We start from the raw sequence: 18,088 nt of genomic DNA, 5'->3' as shown, positions 1-18,088 counted from the left end.
TATTCGACACTCGACCCTTCCCCACCCCATGTCGAATGCCCTCAGTTCCCGTCGATCCCCGTGGCGGGAACCGGCGAGGCCGCTTCCGTGACCCTCTCGGCGGCCTCGCCTTCTTTTTTCTCGGTGGGCAACAGGCTGGCCGCCGCCGCCACCATCAGCGCCGCCCCGGCCATCAGCCACAACAGCACCTCGAAACCACCGGTCAAGCCCCGCAACAGCGACACCAGCGGCACCGCCAAACCCGACACCCCGAACGACAACACGAATTTCAGGCCGAACGCCGTGCCCCGCCACCGTGCCGGAGTGTATTTGGCCAGCAACAGATTCTCGGCGGGAATGGCCCCCATGTTGCCGGCCACCGCCAGCAACGCCACCGCCACCATGGGCAGGCCCGAAGCCCCGGACAGCAGGGCCAGCAACGGCGCCTGCACCAAGGCCGCCAGCACATAGATCCGCTTGGCCGGGAAGCGGTCGGCCAGATGTCCGGCGACGATCTGGGTCAGCCCGGCCACCAGATAGACCACGGTCACCGCCAGGGCGGCGTCGGCGACGCTGACCGTGTCGCCCAACCGTTCCTCGAACAGCTTCGGCAGGGCCGGCTGTGACGCCTGATAGATCAGCCCAGCCCCCAACATGGTGACCGACAAAACGATGCCGGCCCGCATGGTGTCGCCCCTGGACGGTTCGCGCATGGGGGCACGGTCGGCCTTGGCCTCGACCACCCAGCCACGCCGCAAATACCACAGGAACACCAAGCCGGTCAGCAGGACCACCGCGCCCGGCACCACAAAGGCCGTGCGCCAGCCGAAAGCGGCGATCAAGGTACCGGCCACCAGCGAGGCGACACCGGGACCGATGCCGCCGAACACGCCGTTAAGGCCGATGGCCTTGCCCTTGTCCACCGCGTTGCGCAACAGCCAGGCGATGCCGACGGGATGGTAGATGGAGCCGAACGTCCCCATGGCCGCCAGAGCCAGGGCCACGCCCCACGGCCCCTGAACCACCCCCATGGACAAGGCCGAAACGCCCAGTCCCAGGAAGAACACCACCATCATGCCGACCGTGCTCCAGCGGTCGCCGGCCCAGCCGGCGACAGGCGCCAGCACGCCGTACAACAGCTTGCCGGCGATCACCAGGGCCAGGACCTCTTCATAGGACAGTCCCAACTCACCCGGCAGCACCAGGGCGGCGATATAGAAGATCGGCTCGAACACATGGGCATAAAGGTGCCCCAGACAGGAAAAGGCCAGCGAGGCGCGAGCGGAACGGGCGGTCATCGATGGTCGTCTCCACACAGGGTCAACTTACGGCCGGCTCCCAGTCCGGCGACAAGGGCCGCCACGGCGACAGCGGCGAACAACGGACCGGCCGGGTCCCACGACCCGGCGGCGTCGCGCAGCAAGCCCAAGGCCATGGGACAAAAAGCCGCCACGGTGTAACCGACGCTTTGCGCCATGCTGGACAATTGCGCCGCCACATGGCCGTCGCTGGAGCGCAGCACGATCAGCGCCAAAGCCACCGAGAACGCCGCCCCCTGCCCGATGCCCAACACCGCCGCCGCCGCCCACAATTGCAATCCGTCCACCGGCAGATAAAGGCATCCCAGCAACCCCGTCAGCGTGCACGCCAACGCCACCACGACGGCGCCCCGCTGGTCGCGGGCGCGACCGGCCAGCACCGGCGCCACCAGGGCGGCCGGCAATTGCAGAACCACGGAAAACGACACCATCCAGCCGGCGGCGGCGGCATCAAGGCCACGGTCGCGCAGGATCGGAGCCAGCCAGCCGAACACCGCATAGGCCAGCGACGATTGCAGCCCCATGAAAAGAGTCACCTGCCATGCCAGCGGATTGCGCCACAAGCCCCGTACCGGGGCCGGCGGCACCAGCGGCACCGACCCACGGCGCGGAACCATGGGGGCCCAGATCAGGGTGGCGCAGAGCGCCGGCACAGACCACGCCGCCAACGACCACGCCCAGTGATCGCCCAGCATCTCGGTCAACGGCACCATCACCCCGGCGGCGAAGGCCGCCCCCCAGCACAGGCACATGGTGAACAGACCGGTCATCACCGTGCCATGGTCACGGAAATCGCGTTTGACCAGACCGGGCAGCAACACGCCGACCACGCCAATGGCGGCACCGATCACCGCGGTTCCCAGGAACAGCGGCCAAGGGGTCGCCATACCGCGCACGGCAAGACCGGCCACCAGCACCGCCATGCCGGCCAGCACCACCCGCTCCGCCCCCCAACGCCGGGCCAGTCCCGGCGCGCTTGGCCCGGCCAGCCCCATGCACAGAACCGGCACCATGGTCAGGAAACCGACCCAGGTGTTCCATTCCGGCAAGGCGGCGCGGATCTCGTTCAAGACCGGCCCGACACTGGTCAAGGGTGGGCGAAGGTTGCACGCCACCACCAGCATGGCCACCGCCAGGACCCAGCGCGGCCAAGCCGGCAAGGCCGGAGGAACGGCGACCGGCACATCCTCGACATCGACCAGCAACTCGTCCGCCAACTCGTCTCGCGGCGCGGTCATGGCCGCACCAACAGGCTGTCGAGGCTGGCCAGCAACGGGGCGAACATGGCGCGCGCCGCCACGGCGGCGCCGTCGGAATCGCGCCGGGCGATGGCTTCCAGCACGTCCCGATGCTGTGCGGCGCTGGGTTCCGGCAGTTGGGCGTCGCCGATGCTGTGGCGGATGCTGGCGCGGATGGCGGTGGCGAAATAAAGGTAAAGTTCTTCCAGCGCGGCATTGCCCGAGGCGGAGACGATCCGGCGATGGAAGGTGAAATCGTGGGTGATATACTCATCTATACGACCAGCGGCAATCAGCCCGTCACAACGGTCGCGTGTCGCCCGTAAGGCCGCGACATCGTCTTCGCTGCGCCGCGCCGCCGCCAAACGCGCCGCGTTTTCCTCGAGCGCGCAGCGCACCTCTATGCGGTCACGCAAGCTGGCATGGGCGATCCGGCGCAAGGTCTCGCCACTGTCGGCGGTGGCGCGGACATAGGTTCCATCGCCCTGACGCACCTCCAGCATGCCGGCATGGGCCAGACAGCGAACCGCCTCGCGCACGGTGTTGCGGCTGACTCCGAACAGGCGGACCAGCTCTGCCTCGGGCGGGATGCGGGCGTCCACCGGCCATTCACCGGTGGCGACACGGGCGCGCAGGGCTTCGGCGGTCTGTTCGACCAGGGACCGCCGTTCGATCAGCGGAAGCGGCATGACAGGAACCTCGTGGTAATACCTCCAATCATCCTATCTTTAATCGCGACAGACGACAACACCAACGCAAGCCGTGTCACAGACGCAACCCTTGGCCCTCTCCGCCTGCGTTCTCGGCATACTTGCAAGTTCAAGGGCTGTTTATAATCGACTATCGGCCTGTCCGAAGGTCATGGGAAAGAGGGGACGCCATGCAGTTCAAGAGCGTCACCGCCTATCTGAAGGCGCTACGGGACAACCCCGACTTGGCCATGATCCCGCTGAGCATGGTGGCGGAATGGAAGGGTATCAGCCGTTCGGCGGTCTCGGAACAGGTCAAGAGCGGAAATCTCGAAGGAATCGAGATCAAGGGAAAGAACAAGGTTTGGCGCGGAATCCGTCCCCAGGCCCTGTTCGTCCAGGAAGCCGGGATCGAGGCACAATCCCGCCAGCGTCGCGATCAGGTGCGAACCACCCTGGCCCAGGCGGCGGCCACGGGGCAGCAGATATCTTATGGCGAAGCCATGGCTCCGGCCGGATTGTCGTCCCGCAACCCCCGTGACCGCGCCGAGATCGGTACCCTGCTGTCGGAACTGTCGCGGGAAAGTTTGGCCGGTCAGGGCATCCTGATCTCGGCGATCGTGGTGCAAAAGACCACCGGCCGCCCCAATGCCCAGTTCTTTGCCCTGGCGCGCGAATTGGGCTGCCTGAGAAATGGCGCGGACGAAGCGACCTTCTGGCACGACCAGAAGGCCCGCGTATTCCGGGCCTTCTCCGCACCGTCGAAATAGGGACCGCTCAGCGCTCTTTCCTGGTCATGGACAACCGCCACGCGACAACGATCAACACCGCCACCACACACACGATGATGGTGCCAAGCGCGTTGACCTGGGGCGACACGCCCAGACGCACCGACGAAAACACCTCGATCGGCAAGGTGGTGGCGCCGGGACCCGAAACGAATTGCGCGACCACCACGTCGTCCAGCGACAAGGTGAAGGCCAACAGCCATCCGGCCGCCAGGGATGGCGCGATCACCGGCAGCGTGATGACGAAGAACACCTTGATCGGCCGTGCCCCAAGATCGAGCGCAGCTTCCTCAAGGCTTTCATCCATTTGAGCCAGACGCGAGCGCACAACCACCGTGGCATAGGCCATGCCAACCGTGGTGTGAGCGATGACGATGGTGGAGAAGCCGCGTCCGTCCGGCCAGCCGATGGCCTGTTCGAGCGCCACGAACAACAGCAGCATGGCCAGACCCAGGATGATCTCGGGCATCACCAGCGGCGCGGCGATCAGGCCATTGAACAACAGCCGGCCATGGAACCGGCCGAACCGCACCAAGACCACGGCGGCCAGCGTGCCAAGGACCAAGGCGGCGGTTGCGCTGGTCGCCGCCACCTTGAGCGACAGCCAGGCGGCGGCCAGGAAATCGTCGTTGCGCGTCAGCTCCCAATACCACTTGGTCGAGAAGCCGCCCCAGATGTTGACGATGCGCGAGGCATTGAACGACCACACCACCAGCAACGCGATGGGCAGGTACAAGAAGGCGTAGCCGAAACCCAGGCACGACAGCAGGAAGACCGAACGCCTCATTCCTGGCCCTCCGGGTTGTCCAGCTTGGATTGCCATTTCTGGAACAGGGCGATAGGCAGCGCCAGCGCCGCCAGCATGGCCACCGCCAGCGCCGCGGCCGAGGGCCAGTCGCGATTCAGCGCGAACATGTCCCACAACGCCTTGCCCAGCATCTGGGTGTCGCCGCCGCCCAACAAATCGGGAATGACGTATTCGCCCACCGCCGGCACGAACACCAGAAGCGAGCCGGCGACGATACCCGGCACCGACAACGGCAAGGTGACCGACCAAAAGGCCCGGATCGGCCGCGCGCCCAAATCCGCCGCCGCCTCCAGCAGCGAGGGATCGAGCTTTTCCAAGGTGGCGTAAAGCGGCAGCACCATGAACGGCAGATAGGAATAGACGATGCCGATATAGACGGCGGTGTCGGTGTTGAGAATGACCAAGGGTTCGGAAATGACCCCCAGCCACATCAACACGCCGTTCAGCAACCCCTCGTCCTTGAGGATGCCCATCCAGGCGTAGACGCGGATCAGGAACGACGTCCAGAACGGCAGAATGACCAGCAACAGCAATGGCGGCCGCCGTTCCGGCCGCGCCCGCGCGATGGCCAACGCCATGGGATAGCCGATCAGCAGGCACAGCAGCGTCGAGACACCGGCGATGGTCAGCGACTGGAAATAGGCGCTGACATACAGGTCGTCCTCGAACAACAAGACGAAATTGGTGACGGTGGCGCGCACGCCGATGAAGGCGCCATCGGCGAATTCCAGCAACGGTTCATAGGGCGGCACGCCGACGCGGATTTCCGAAATGGAAATCTTGGCGACGATCAACAGCGGCACCAGAAAGAACAGCAGCAGCCAGACATAGGGAATGCCCAGCACCGCCCGGCGCCCCCACACCTGGCGCCAGCTTCCCACCCTCACGGCAACACCACGGCGTTACCGGGGTGCCACGACAGCACCACCTCGTCTTCCCAGGTGACGGCCGGTTCGGCGGAATGGCGCAGGTTGGCGTTGGTCACCAACACCGTCGGCCCGCCCGCCAGCTTGACGTGATAGATGGAAACGTCGCCCAGATAGGCGATCTCGACCACCTTGCCGCGCAAGGTGTTGAGCGCGCCGGGATGGACCTCGCGGCTCATGGCGATCTTTTCCGGGCGAACCATGATCGAGGCCGCCGTCCCGGCGGCCAGATCGCCTTCCACCACCAGCGGCGCGTCGACGCCGTTGGCGCGGAAGCGAAGTCCGCCATCCTCGCCTTTCTCCACCACGCCGTCGAAGAAATTGGCGGTGCCGATGAAGTCGGCGACCAGACGGTTGACCGGATATTCGTAAATCTCGTGCGGGCGGCCCACCTGCATGATCCGGCCGGCGTCCATCACCGCGATGCGGGTGGACATGGTCATGGCCTCTTCCTGGTCGTGGGTGACCATGACGAAGGTGATGCCGACGCTTTCCTGGATGTTGACCAGTTCGAACTGGGTCTGCTCGCGCAGCTTTTTGTCCAGCGCGCTCAAAGGTTCGTCCAACAGCACCACCTTGGGCCGTTTGACCAGACAGCGGGCCAGGGCCACGCGCTGACGCTGGCCGCCCGACATCTGATGCGGCTTGCGTTTGGCGAAACCGCCCATGCGCACCAGTTCCAACGCCTCGGCAACGCGGGTTTTGATCTCTGCCTTGGGCACCCCATCCTGCTTGAGGCCGAAGGCGACATTGTCCTCGACCGTCATGTGCGGGAACAGAGCATAGGATTGAAACATCATGTTGACCGGACGCTCATAGGGCGGCACCCCGGTCATGTCCTCGCCGGCGATGAGAATCCGGCCGTCGGTCGGCGTCTCGAACCCCGCCAGCATGCGCAACAGCGTGGTCTTGCCACAGCCGGAAGGACCGAGGAGGGAGAAGAACTCTCCCTCCTCGATCTTCAGGTCGACACCGGCGACCGCCGTGGCGTCGCCGAACTGCTTCTTCACGCCCTCGATGTGGATGGCGGGAGGCTTTCCCGCCTTGTCTTCCACCTCGCGGGTCGAACGAACAACGATCGCCACGTGCCGGTTCCCGTTACTTGGCCGTGCGGAACTTGGCCCAGGCACGGGCACGGGCACGGTCGTATTCCTTGGTGGCCGGCGGCGCCGCGGTGAACAGCTTGGCCTTGACCTCGGCCGGCGGGAAGATCACCGGATCGTTCTTGATGGCGTCGTCCACATGGGCCAGCGAGGCGGGAACGGCGTTGGAATAGCCGGTCTCGTTGGTGATCTCGGCGATGATGTCGGGGCGCAGGATGAAGTTGATGAAGGCCAGCGCCTCGGCCGGATGCGGCGCGTCCACCGGAACGGCCATCATGTCGATATTGACGATGGCGCCTTCCTTGGGGATGGCGATGCCGATGTTCTGCGGCTTCTTGGCCTCCAGGGCGCGGGCGCGCGACTGCACCAGATCGCCCACGTAACCATGCGCCAGACAGATGTCGCCGTTGGCGAGGTCGGCGCGGTACTTTTCCGAGTTGACGTAGCGCAGGCTGGGACGGATCGGCAACAATCCCTCCATCGCCACCTTCAGCGAATCGGTGGTCTGGGCATGCGGGTCCATGCCCTTGTAGGCCAGATAGGCCGGCACCGCCTCGGTGGGGGTGTCGAGCATGGAGACGCCGCAGCCCTTGATCTTGGCGACCTCGGCCGGGTCGAACAGGATCTTCCACGAATCCAGCGGCGCGTCGGGATAAAGCTTCTTGATCTTGTCGATATTGTAGCCGATGCCGGTGGCCGACAGCATGTAGGGAATGCCGTAGGCGTTGCCGGGATCGACCTTGGTCAGGCTGTCCATCACCGTCTTGTCAAGACCCGCCGCGTTGGGGATCTTGGACATGTCCAGCTTCTGGAAGATGCCGGCCTTGACCTGTTGGGCGAAGAACGGCGACGCCGACGGGAACACCACGTCATAGCCCGACTTGCCGGCCATCAGCTTGGTGTCCAGCACCTCGTTGTCGCCGTAGGTGTCGTACTTGACCTTGATGCCGGTTTCCTTGGTGAACTTCTCCAAGGTGTCCTTGGCGATGTAGTCGGACCAGTTGTAGACGTTCAGCACCTTGTCCTCGGCATGGGCGGCCGAAGCGGCGGCCACGCCCAGGATGGCGGCGGCGGCGAAGCGGGTCAGGCGAGCGAACATAAGGCGTCCCCCGTGAGGTTCATGGGATGGAACGGTCTCGGGGAGCCTCCCAGCCTCCCGACCAAGCGCCGGTATGCCGACGTTGGGGGCGTGAGTCAACAATCCTTGCGCCCCCCGTCCCCACATGTTTCCCAGACGCCCGGAACATGCGGACTTCATCATTTTGAATCAAACAACTAGGCAATGACGCCTCACCGCCCGACAAGACTTCTGTCGGGCGATTTCACAACCATGAAACCAAACCTCCGACAGCTTTTTCTTCTATCGGAAAAACGAATGTGTATGATCGAAAAAAATCATGCATCAACCATGGCGCAGCGAGGCCCGAACATGAAAGTCGGCTTAATCGGATTCGGCAAGACCGGACGCGCGGTCGCCTCGGTGCTTTTGAAGTCCGAACGGACACGGCTGCAATGGGTTTTGCGCAAGTCGCCCACCCCGACCATCGAGACGGCAGCCGGCGTGCTGGGGATCGCCTCGGACACGCCAGGCCTGATTCATTGCGTTGACGACATGGATGCCGGCCACTTCCTCGACCGCCACCCGGTCGATGTGATCGTGGATTTTTCCTCGGCCGACGGCCTCACCTATTACGGACACGAGGCGGCACGGCGCGGCATCGCCATCGTCAGCGCCGTGTCGGCCTATCCCGAAAACAAGCTCAGGCTGCTTCATCGGCTGGCCACCAGCACGCGGGTCCTGCATTCCCCCAACATCACGCTGGGCGTCAACTTCCTGATGATGGCCGCCAAGGTGCTGAAGAACATCGCCCCCCAGGTCGACATCGAGATCGTCGAGGAACATTTCAAAAGCAAACCCGAGGTCTCCGGCACCGCCAAGGTCATCGCCGGCACCCTTGGCCTGGAAGAGGATTCCATCAAGACCGTGCGGGCCGGCGGCATCATCGGGGTCCATGAAATCCTGTTCGGCTTTCCCCACCAGACGGTTCGGCTGAAGCACGAATCCATTTCCCGCGAAGCGTTCGGCAACGGCATCGTCTTCGCGCTCGACAACCTGCCCCGGCAACGGGCCGGCCTGTTCACCGTCGAGGACCTGATGCGCCCCTATTTCACCCTGGACGACCCGGAAGGCCGCTGGCGCGACCTTCCGCGTTACGCCACCGCCTGAGCATCACACGTTGAGCAACAGGTACTCCCGCTCCCAACTGGACACCACCCGCTGGTAGGCCCCCCATTCGGTCTCCTTGACCGCCATATAGGCCTCGCAGAAATCCTCGCCCAGGATTTCGCGCACGCTGCGTGCGCCTTTCAGCTTTTCCAGCGCATCATGCATGTGCCACGGCAACGAATGCGCCCGCGTGTAACCGGACCCCGACAGCGGTTCACCGGGATCGACCTCCTTGATCATGCCAAGATAGCCGCAGGCCAAAGACCCGGCGATGGCCAGATAGGGATTGGCGTCGGCGCCGGCCAGACGGTTCTCCACCCGCCGCGCGCCTTGTCCCGATTCCGGCACCCGCAGCCCCACCGTGCGGTTGTCGCGGCTCCAATGCAGGTTGATGGGAGCATCGAAATCGGGCACCAGCCGCCGGAACGAATTCACGTTGGGGGCGAACATCAACATCATCTGCGGCAGGTACTTGCGAAGTCCGCCGATGAAGTGGCGAAACAGCGGCGTGTCGGAACCGTCGTCATTGGCGAACAGGTTGCGTCCCGTGGCGCGATCCACCACGTTCTGGTGGATGTGCATGGCGCTGCCCGGTTCGTTCTGCATGGGCTTGGCCATGAAGGTGGCGTAGACGCCGCGCCGCATGGCGACCTGACGCACCGTGCGTTTGAACAGGAACACCTGATCGGCCAGTTCCAGCGCCTCACCATGGTCGAAGTTCACCTCCATCTGGCCGTTTCCGGCCTCATGCGACAAGGTGTCGATGTCCAGCCCCATGACCTCGGCATAGGCGTAAAGCTGGTCGAACAACCCTTCGAACTCGTTCACCGCGTCAACGCCATAGGCGGGCCGTCCCGACTCGGCGCGTCCCGAACGGCCCACCGGCGGCTCCAGCGGATAGTCGCTGTCGGTATTCTGCTTGACCAGGAAGAACTCGATCTCGGGCGCGACGATGGGTTTCCATCCCCGCGCGTCGTAAAGGTCCAAGACCCGCTTGAGAACGTTGCGCGGCGAAATCTCCACCGGGCGGCCGTCCAGATAGGCGCAATCGCAGATGACACAGGCGGTGGGCTCGTCGTACCACGGCACCTGACGGATCGTTTCGGGAACGGGACGAAGATAGACGTCGCCATTGGCCACCGAGGTCACGTCCTCTTCCGGGTAGTCGCCGGTGATGGTCTGGACGAAGATGCTCTCGGGCAGGCGAAGGCCGCGGTTTTCGGCGATGTTGACGAACTTGCCGGCGGGCACGATCTTGCCGCGGGCAACCCCCGACATGTCGGGAACCAGGCACTCCACCTCGGATGTGCCGCTTTTCTTGATCCACTCGGAAAACACGCTCATGGGTGCCCTCGGGCGATTAGGCGTCGGAAAGGAACATCATCATCCGGCCGGCCCATGGCGAAAAGAGGGCGAAATCACATTCCGCCAATGCAACGACAGCAAATCTTTTTGCAGTTGTCATGTGCCAGAGCCGCCAAACCCGGAACAAGTGTTGCAAACACACTCCCGTTGGCGGACATTACGCAAGTTTCGACGTTCATCGGCATCACGGGCAAACCATGGGTTTTTCCACGGTCCTGATCATCAGTTTGGCTGCCGGCGCGATCCTGATCGTCGGCGGCGGCCTTATGATGTACATGGCCAACCTGGTCAAGTCCGCCTACGAGATCAAGGTCCAGATCAACACCGACGTCGAAGAACGCCTGACCAAGATGGGCGAGGACCTGGACAAGAAATCGCGGTGGATCAAGCGTGACCTGCTTGAGGAAATCGACAAGATCAAGACCGCCCTGCAAACCGACAACGCCCGCAAGATGGAGGAATTGAGCGCCCCCCTGTTGGCCAAGATCGAAGGATTGGAGGGCCAGTTGCGGGCCGAGCGCACGGAATGGGTCAAGGCGGTCGAGGCCGACCGCGCCGTCATCGCCAGCTTGGACAGCCGGCTCAAGGTCGCCGCCAAGAAGAAACCCGACGAAGCCAAACCGGCGGACGGTGGCCCCCTACCCGCCCCGACGTTGTTGGGGGAGACGTCTGCACCGGCCGCCGCCACCGATGCCCAGAAGCACGCCCCGTCTTCCGCCGCCCCCCGCGCTGGTGGCGCCACACCGGTCGGCGACTTCCTTCAGGAACTGGGCAGCCGCTAAGGACGCTTTCCCGACCATGCCCGTCAGCTTCCACCGCCATCTCGCCCGCCGGCTCCTTGTCGGCGGCCTTGTTATCGCCACCGTCCTGGGCAGCATCGTCCTGTGGCTGGACGCGGAGCGACTGGACAAGAACATCGTCGCCATGGGCGTGGCCGAGGCCCGGACCCAGGCGCCCCAGCTTCCTCCCGATCTGGTGTCGCTGACCGCCGGGCAACGCGCCGAATTCGAAGAAAAGATGCAGCGGCTGATCGCCGAACGCGCCAACGCCCGCGGCGACCATTTCGTCGTCGCCGAAGTCTACGACCTCAAGCACGACAAGGTGGGCGAGGCGGTGGCTTCCGACGCCGACGACATCGAAGGCGCCATCGACCGCTCCGTTCATCATTTCCCTCCTCCCGGGAAAACCTGGTACGACAAGCATCTGATCGGCGGCCAGTTCTATCTTCAGATGGTCATTCCGCTGAGCTCATCCGACGGACACCATCTCGGCTGGTTCGAAGGCGTGTACCACATCCCGCGTCAGGCGGCGCTTCAGGTGGCGTTGGGCGGGCTGCGCGCCACCATCTTGGTGGTGGTCGCCGTGCTGGCGACGGCGGCGCTTCTCTATCCGCTTCTGGCGGCGCTCAATTCCCGTCTGGTTGCCCGCTCGCGCGATCTTCTGCGCGCCAATCTGGGCACGCTCGAAGCCCTGGGCAGCGCCATCGCCAAGCGCGACAGCGACACCAACGCCCACAATTACCGCGTCACCTTGTACGCCGTGCGGCTGGCCGAGGCGGTGGGGGTCAAGGGAGACCAGATGCGCGCCCTGATCAAGGGAGCGTTCCTGCACGACGTCGGCAAGATCGCCATTCCCGACGCGGTGTTGCTGAAGCCCGGAAAGCTGGACCCCGACGAATTCGCCATCATGCGGACCCACGTAGCGCACGGTCTGGACATCGTCGGACAGTTCGACTGGCTGGCCGACGCGGCGGCTGTGGTCGGCGGCCACCATGAAAAGGTGGACGGCAGCGGCTATCCGGCCGGCACGGCGGGCGACGACATCCCGCTGCTCGCCCGCATCTTCGCCATCGCCGACGTGTTCGACGCCCTGACGTCACGCCGGCCATACAAGGACCCGTTCCCGCTGGAACGCGCCCTGAGCATCCTGGATGAAGGCGCCGGCAAGCATTTCGATGCCGGGCTAGTCAAGGTTTTCGCCGCGCTGGCCCCCGCCCTGCACGCGACACTGTCAGCCGAAGATGAAAAGACCCTTCAGCGCGACCTGCGCCACCTGGTCGAAACATACTTCGCCAACAGTGAATTGACGGCGGCGGTCATTCGGACCCGTCTTCCGCAGCCGGCCTGACCGCAGGGCGGCCGGAATCGGCCGGGCGTTGAGAGCGCGGCGGCCGGTTTTTCTCTTCGTTGGAAAAACGGAACCGCCCGGCCAGAACACAGCCCTTCATGCCCGGATCGCACGGCCGGTCGGCCACCCGCGAACACAATCCATTGACTTCGTGAACACAGCCCCAGCCGCTCATGACCGCACCTCCAACGCCAGAATATTAGCAAGCCATGAAACGAACGTCGACAAACGCCCGCCCGTCCCTGGACTAAATTATACGTGCGCGCGCCGGCTTCCTTGATGCAGACTAAGCCATCCCCCGACCACGAGGTTCGCGTATCCATGTCCACCTCTTCCGCGCCGGCTTGGCGCACGCCTCAGGGCGAGCCGGTAAGCTGCCTGGAGAAACTGAAGGTTCTGGCCCAAAATCTCGAGGAATTCGAGGAGATGGCCCAAGACATTCTTGAAGACGCGGCACTGATGGGATGCGACGTCGAGCAAGTTCGCAGTGCATTGGCCGAACGTCTGTCCGCCATTCAAATACGTTACGCAGATGCGAAGTAACCATTCTGTTAACGGAATAAAACAGCATTCGGGATGTACCGTTCCGACAAGTTGGCATTGACCCGAATGCTTGCAATGTCGATATTCGACGCAAGGACGACAAGAACGTTCCACCAACAAATAAAAACAAGACCGGCCGCCGCCAGGGAGGGCACATGGCGCATCAGATGGACGAGACAGGCCACGACGGCGACAAGGCCGACGCTTTCGCCACCGAAGTCCTGGAAAAAATCGAAACCCTAAGCCTTGAGGTCGCCGACATCGCCGGCACCATCGATGGCTTGGCCAAGTTCGTCCACCATCAAGAAGACCTGTTCGCACATCTCAAATCCATCGCCCACACCATGGCCGAGGCGATCCGCAGCATCGATGACGCCGGTCGGCAAACCCGCGACGTCACCACCCAGGCTGGCCAGCAATCAGCCGAATCCTTGCGCACCATCGACGCTGCCTTGGGCGACATCAACCGTCTGGTGGGGGCCGTCCAGGGCATCGAGGAACGGCTGGAGGAACTGGAAGGCGCGTTGGGCGAAGTCAGCACCCGGTCACGCGACATCCAGAAAATCGCCCGTCAGACCAACCTTCTGGCCCTGAACGCCACCATCGAGGCGGCCCGCGCCGGCGAGGCCGGCAAGGGCTTCGCCGTGGTCGCCAACGAAGTCAAAGGTCTGGCGCGCCAGACCGGCGAGGTCACCTCGGGCATCGACCAGACGGTGGAGAAATTGGCCGGATCGGTCACCGATTTGATCGACTCCTCGACCGCCACCTTGGACATGGCCGATTCGGTCAACGCCGGCGTCGGCGTCATCAACCACGCGATGGCGATGTTCGGCGAAGCCATCGACACCGTCGAAGCCCGTGTCGGCGACATCTCGGCGGCGGCCAGCACCTCGCTCGACCAATGCGCCGACGTGATCGGCGAAATCGACAAGTTCTTCGACGGCATTTCCATGACCAGCGAATCGCTGCGCCGGGCCGACGAACGCATCGGCTCGCTGCTCGACCATTCGGAAGAACTGATGGGCTTCATCGCCGCCTCGGGCTACCGCACCGGCGACACCACCTTCATCGAACTGGCCCAGAACACCGCCAAACGGATCGCCGCCGTTTTCGATCAGGCGCTCTCCAGCGGCCGCCTGACCACGGCCGATCTGTTCGACGAATCCTACCAAGCCATTCCCGGCACCAACCCGCAACAACACACGACCCGCTTCACGTCGTTCACCGACACGGTGTTGCCGGAAATCCAGGAACCGGTCCTCGGCATCGACAGCCGCATCACCTTTTGCGCGACGGTGGACCGCAACGGCTATCTGCCGACCCACAACCGGAAATTCTCGCAACCCCAAGGGCGCGACCCGGTGTGGAACAACGCCAATTGCCGCAACCGCCGCATTTTCAACGACCGCACCGGCCTGAACGCCGGCCGCAACACCCTGCCCTTCCTGTTGCAGACCTATCGCCGCGACATGGGCGGCGGCCAATACGTGCTGATGAAGGACATTTCGGCGCCCATCGTCATCCAGGGGCGCCATTGGGGCGGCTTGCGCATCGGCTACCGCATCTGATCCAGCCGCAGCGACTGATCCACCAGGTCCACCCCGACCTTGCGGTGGGTGATGAGAATCAGGCTGCGGCGTCCCAGATTGGCGACCACCGCGGTCAACAACGCCCGTTCCGTCGCCGTGTCCAGTCCCTCGCCCGGCTCGTCCAGAACCAGCACCGGGGTATCGCGCAGCCAGGCGCGGGCCACCGCCAACCGCCGCGCCTGTCCCCCGGACAGCGTCAGCCCAGCCTCGCCGACCGAAGTTTCCAACCCTTCGTCAAGGTCTTGCACGAAACCGTCAAGCTGGGCGACGGCAAGCGCCCGCCATAAGGCCTCTTCCGGGGCCTGGGGTGCGGCCAGCAACAGGTTGGAGCGGATGGTCCCGGTGAACAGGGCCGCATCCTGGGACGCCACGGAGAAACAGCGGCGCAGGGTTTCGGGTTCGTATTCCCCGATATCATGGCCGCCCAAGGTGATGGTTCCACCGCTCGGCCGGCGCAATCCGGTCAGCACCCCGACCAAGGTGCTCTTGCCGCTGCCCACCGGCCCCAGCAACGCCATCCGCCCTCCTTGGGGCAAACTGAAAGCGATGTCGGCCAACACCGTCGGCCCGTCGTCGCCATAGCGGAAACACACCCCCGTCGCCACCAGATCGCACCGTTCTGGAACATGGCACAACGTCCCGCCGGCCGGCCCGTCCGAACGGTCCGCGGCCAACGCGAACAGCCGGCGGGCGGCCTCGCCCACCGCCCCTAACGTGAACAACGCCGCAGGTACGGGCGCCACCGCCTCGAATCCGGCCAGCGCCACCAACGCCACCATGACGAAATCGGCGGAATCAAGAGCGCCGCCACGAACCAGCGGTATCGCCACCACCACCACGCACCACAGCGCCAGATTGGCCGCCAACAGCATGCCAGCCTGTCCCAACGCCGTCAGGTTGCCAAGACGGGTTTGGACATGGATCAGTCGGTTGCTGGTAGCCAGGAATCGCTGGCGGAAATGGGACACGGCACCGGCGAAGACCACAAGCTCGCCCATGCCCTGGACCGCGTCCACCGCCGCCTCGGTCAAGGAGGAGGACAGACGCACCCGATCGCGGCCATGCCGCGCCGACAGGCGAACCAGCGCCAACGGCAGAACAAGGGCGGCCGACAGCATGCAAACCGCTTCGACCGACGCCAGGGCGGTGTCGAAGCGCGCCAGGAACCACACCACCACCACAGCCGCCGCCGCTCCCACCACCAACGGGCTGAAGACCCTCAGATAGGCGGTTTCAAGACGGTCCACGTCGGCACGCAAGCGGGTCGCGACATCGGCGCCGTGCCACAGGGCAAGCCGGTCCGGCGATTGCGGTTCCAATCGCCCGTACAACCACACACGCAACCGCGCCAACAGCCGGAAGGTGGTTTCGTGACCGACCAGACGCTCAACATAGCGGCCGCCGGTGCGAAGGATGGCGCAAGCCCGGATGATGGCCGCCGGGGTGAAATAGTTCAGGCTGGCGCCCGCCGCCCCGGCCACCGCCATGGCGGCGATGAACCATCCCGACATGGCCATCAGGGCGATGTTGGCCAGCAAGGTCGCCAACCCGACCACGATGGACAGCACCAGCCACGGCCAATGGGGACGGCACAGCGTCAGCAATTCGCGCAGCATGGTCACGGCGTTTCGACCTCGCCGGCCCGGATCAGGGCGGCGTAAACGCCATCCATGCCCAGCAATTGGGCGTGCCGGCCCTGTTCCACCACCCGTCCGCCCTCCAGCACGGCGATATGATCGGCACCGGTCACCGTCGCCAGCCGGTGGGCCACCACCAGCACGGTCCGGCCCTGAGCCAACCGCCGCACCGCCTCGCCCGCCAATTGTTCCGCCTCGGCATCCAGGCTGGCGGTCGGTTCGTCAAGAACCAGCACCGACGCATCGCGCAACGCCGCCCGTGCCAGGGCGATCAACCGCACCTGACCGCCCGACAGGCCGCCGCCACGTTCGCCGACCGGATGGGCGTAACCGTCCGGCAAGGCGGAAATGAACCCGTCGGCGCCAACCAAACTGGCGGCGGCCCGCACCGCGTCGTCACCGGCGCCGCCGAAACCCAGGCGGATGTTGTCGGCGATCGTGCCGCGAAACAGATAGGGGCGTTGCGGCACCCAGGCCAGACGGCGGCGCCAGTTTTCCAGCCCCACCTCCTCCAGCGGCCGTCCCGCCACCAGCATGCGGCCCGCCTGGGGCTGAACCAGGCCCAGAACCACCGACACCACCGAGCTTTTGCCTGAACCGCTGGCTCCCACCAAAGCGGTGGTCGTTCCTGGTTCCAGCCGAAGGTCGAGATCGTCCAGACCGACACGGCCACCGTCATAGGTCAGCCGTACGCCCTCAAGCTCCACCGCCACCATGCGAGGCAAAAAGACCTGCGCCCCGGAAACAACCGGACACGGACGGGCCAGGATATCCACCATGCGGGTGGCGGCGCCGATGGCTTCCATGCGGGCATGGTAATGGGCGCCCAGCGACCGCAGCGGCAGATAGAATTCGGGTGCCAGCAGCAAGATGAACAGGCCACGCTGGAATTCCATGGTACCGGCAAGCAGCCGAAAACCGATGAACACCGCCACCAGGGCAATGCTGACGGTAGCGAAGAACTCCAGGGCCAGGGCCGACAGGAACGCCACCCGCAGCACCGACATGGTGGCAAGGCGGTAATCCTCGGACACGCGGGCGACCATCTCCGCCTCGCGGCGGCTGGCGTTGAACAGCTTGAGCGTGGTCAGGTTCTGCACCACCTCAAGGAAATGGGCGCTCATGCGGGCCAGCCGCGCCCATTGCCGCTGGTTCAGCCGTTCGGCACCCTTGCCGATCAGCACCATGAACAGCGGAATCAAAGGGGCCGTGACCGCCAGGACCACCCCCGACAGCCAATCCAGCGGCACCACCACCACCAGGATGGCCAGCGGAATCACCGTGGCCGTCACCATGGCCGGCAGGAAACGGGCGAAATAGGGCTCCAGCGCCTCGACACCATCGACCACGAGCGCCGACAGGTCACCGCTTGCCTCGGAGGCCAGACGCACCGGTCCCAAGGCCAACAGATGGTCAAGCAAGGCGGTGCGCACGTTGCTCTTGGCCATTGCCGCCGCCTCGACCGCCGCCCGTTCGCCCATCCAGACCAGGACGGCGCGGCCGACGACCAGCGCCAGGACCATTTGCAACCGGGGCCAGACCGCGTCCAGTCCGGCGGCGGCGAACACCACGTCAGCCATCACCGAGGCCAGAAGGGCGTATTGCCCCACCAGCAAGCCGGCGCCCACCACGCTGCACAGCGCGGCCACCCGCAACGGGGTGCGAGCCACACGGCTTTCGTGCTTCAGGAAAAGCGACGGTGTCATGATCTCTCCCGAAAAGCGGAGCTTCCGGCATCCCTGCCGGAAGC

The 18,088-nt window shown here is 64.8% G+C and carries 16 protein-coding genes; 6 read left to right on the top strand and 10 right to left on the bottom strand.

Translation table 11 applies throughout. The features are described 5' to 3' along the window. Positions 1–41 precede the first annotated feature (41 nt). The 3 genes from G4223_RS10375 to G4223_RS10365 are packed head-to-tail and all read right to left on the bottom strand — an operon-like array spanning position 42 to position 3,225. Entirely contained in the window at positions 42–1,277 is a 1,236-nt protein-coding gene (locus tag G4223_RS10375; protein ID WP_163678903.1) for an MFS transporter, read from the bottom strand. Then, positions 1,274–2,536 (bottom strand): CynX/NimT family MFS transporter, encoded by a 1,263-nt coding sequence (locus G4223_RS10370; protein ID WP_163678900.1) that lies wholly within the window; start codon positions 2,534–2,536, stop codon positions 1,274–1,276. Before G4223_RS10370 ends, G4223_RS10375 begins: the two co-directional genes overlap by 4 nt. Beyond that, positions 2,533–3,225 carry a FadR/GntR family transcriptional regulator gene (locus tag G4223_RS10365; RefSeq protein ID WP_163678898.1) on the bottom strand — a complete coding sequence of 231 codons (693 nt, stop codon included), beginning with the start codon at positions 3,223–3,225 and terminating at the stop codon, positions 2,533–2,535. The genes G4223_RS10370 and G4223_RS10365 overlap by 4 nt, the downstream gene beginning before the upstream one ends. A gap of 191 nt (positions 3,226–3,416) precedes the next feature. Between G4223_RS10365 and G4223_RS10360 the strand changes: the two genes are divergently transcribed. Continuing rightward, on the top strand, positions 3,417–3,995 hold the full coding sequence (locus tag G4223_RS10360) for a hypothetical protein (protein ID WP_163678895.1): 579 nt from the start codon (positions 3,417–3,419) through the stop codon (positions 3,993–3,995). 7 nt (positions 3,996–4,002) lie between these two features. Here the strand turns inward: G4223_RS10360 and G4223_RS10355 are convergent, their stop codons facing one another. From G4223_RS10355 to G4223_RS10340, 4 genes are read right to left on the bottom strand one after another with little or no spacing between them, the layout of a single operon-like run. Beyond that, positions 4,003–4,800, bottom strand: a complete 798-nt coding sequence (locus G4223_RS10355) for an ABC transporter permease subunit (protein ID WP_163678892.1) — start codon at positions 4,798–4,800, stop codon at positions 4,003–4,005. Continuing rightward, positions 4,797–5,708, bottom strand: coding sequence for an ABC transporter permease subunit (locus G4223_RS10350; RefSeq protein ID WP_163678889.1), 912 nt, complete (start codon positions 5,706–5,708; stop codon positions 4,797–4,799). Before G4223_RS10350 ends, G4223_RS10355 begins: the two co-directional genes overlap by 4 nt. Further along, entirely contained in the window at positions 5,705–6,832 is a 1,128-nt protein-coding gene (locus G4223_RS10345; protein WP_163678886.1) for a polyamine ABC transporter ATP-binding protein, read from the bottom strand. Before G4223_RS10345 ends, G4223_RS10350 begins: the two co-directional genes overlap by 4 nt. Before the next feature lie 13 nt (positions 6,833–6,845). Beyond that, complete coding sequence (locus tag G4223_RS10340) at positions 6,846–7,949, bottom strand: polyamine ABC transporter substrate-binding protein (RefSeq protein WP_163678883.1); 1,104 nt, start codon at positions 7,947–7,949, stop codon at positions 6,846–6,848. A gap of 330 nt (positions 7,950–8,279) precedes the next feature. Between G4223_RS10340 and G4223_RS10335 the strand changes: the two genes are divergently transcribed. Continuing rightward, entirely contained in the window at positions 8,280–9,077 is a 798-nt protein-coding gene (locus tag G4223_RS10335; RefSeq protein WP_163678880.1) for a 4-hydroxy-tetrahydrodipicolinate reductase, read from the top strand. 3 nt (positions 9,078–9,080) lie between these two features. On the opposite strand, the gene G4223_RS10330 is transcribed toward G4223_RS10335, so the two are convergent. Next, the gene (locus G4223_RS10330) at positions 9,081–10,421 is read right to left on the bottom strand and encodes a glutamine synthetase family protein (RefSeq protein ID WP_163678877.1); all 1,341 of its coding nucleotides are present in this window, start codon (positions 10,419–10,421) and stop codon (positions 9,081–9,083) included. A 218-nt stretch (positions 10,422–10,639) separates the two neighbouring features. Between G4223_RS10330 and G4223_RS10325 the strand changes: the two genes are divergently transcribed. The 4 genes from G4223_RS10325 to G4223_RS10310 all read left to right on the top strand — a co-directional run bounded on the left by G4223_RS10325 (position 10,640) and on the right by G4223_RS10310 (position 14,680). Continuing rightward, entirely contained in the window at positions 10,640–11,224 is a 585-nt protein-coding gene (locus tag G4223_RS10325) for a hypothetical protein (protein WP_163678874.1), read from the top strand. A gap of 16 nt (positions 11,225–11,240) precedes the next feature. Continuing rightward, the gene (locus tag G4223_RS10320) at positions 11,241–12,569 is read left to right on the top strand and encodes an HD-GYP domain-containing protein (protein ID WP_163678871.1); all 1,329 of its coding nucleotides are present in this window, start codon (positions 11,241–11,243) and stop codon (positions 12,567–12,569) included. A gap of 321 nt (positions 12,570–12,890) precedes the next feature. Next, positions 12,891–13,112, top strand: coding sequence for a hypothetical protein (locus G4223_RS10315; protein WP_163678867.1), 222 nt, complete (start codon positions 12,891–12,893; stop codon positions 13,110–13,112). A 155-nt stretch (positions 13,113–13,267) separates the two neighbouring features. Continuing rightward, positions 13,268–14,680 (top strand): methyl-accepting chemotaxis protein, encoded by a 1,413-nt coding sequence (locus G4223_RS10310; RefSeq protein ID WP_163678864.1) that lies wholly within the window; start codon positions 13,268–13,270, stop codon positions 14,678–14,680. Here the strand turns inward: G4223_RS10310 and cydC are convergent. Both cydC and cydD read right to left on the bottom strand, forming a co-directional pair. Then, on the bottom strand, positions 14,668–16,317 hold the full coding sequence (gene cydC, locus G4223_RS10305) for a thiol reductant ABC exporter subunit CydC (protein ID WP_241004071.1): 1,650 nt from the start codon (positions 16,315–16,317) through the stop codon (positions 14,668–14,670). The genes G4223_RS10310 and cydC overlap by 13 nt on opposite strands. A 2-nt stretch (positions 16,318–16,319) precedes the next feature. Beyond that, complete coding sequence (gene cydD / locus G4223_RS10300; RefSeq protein ID WP_163678858.1) at positions 16,320–18,044, bottom strand: thiol reductant ABC exporter subunit CydD; 1,725 nt, start codon at positions 18,042–18,044, stop codon at positions 16,320–16,322. Between the last annotated feature and the right edge of the window lie 44 nt (positions 18,045–18,088).

The organism is Magnetospirillum aberrantis SpK, from assembly GCF_011022235.1.
In the GTDB taxonomy this organism is placed as follows: Bacteria; Pseudomonadota; Alphaproteobacteria; order Rhodospirillales; family Magnetospirillaceae; genus Magnetospirillum; species Magnetospirillum aberrantis.
The sequence above is the reverse complement of the archived record's forward strand: the minus strand, read 5'-3'. Positions and strand labels throughout refer to the sequence as shown.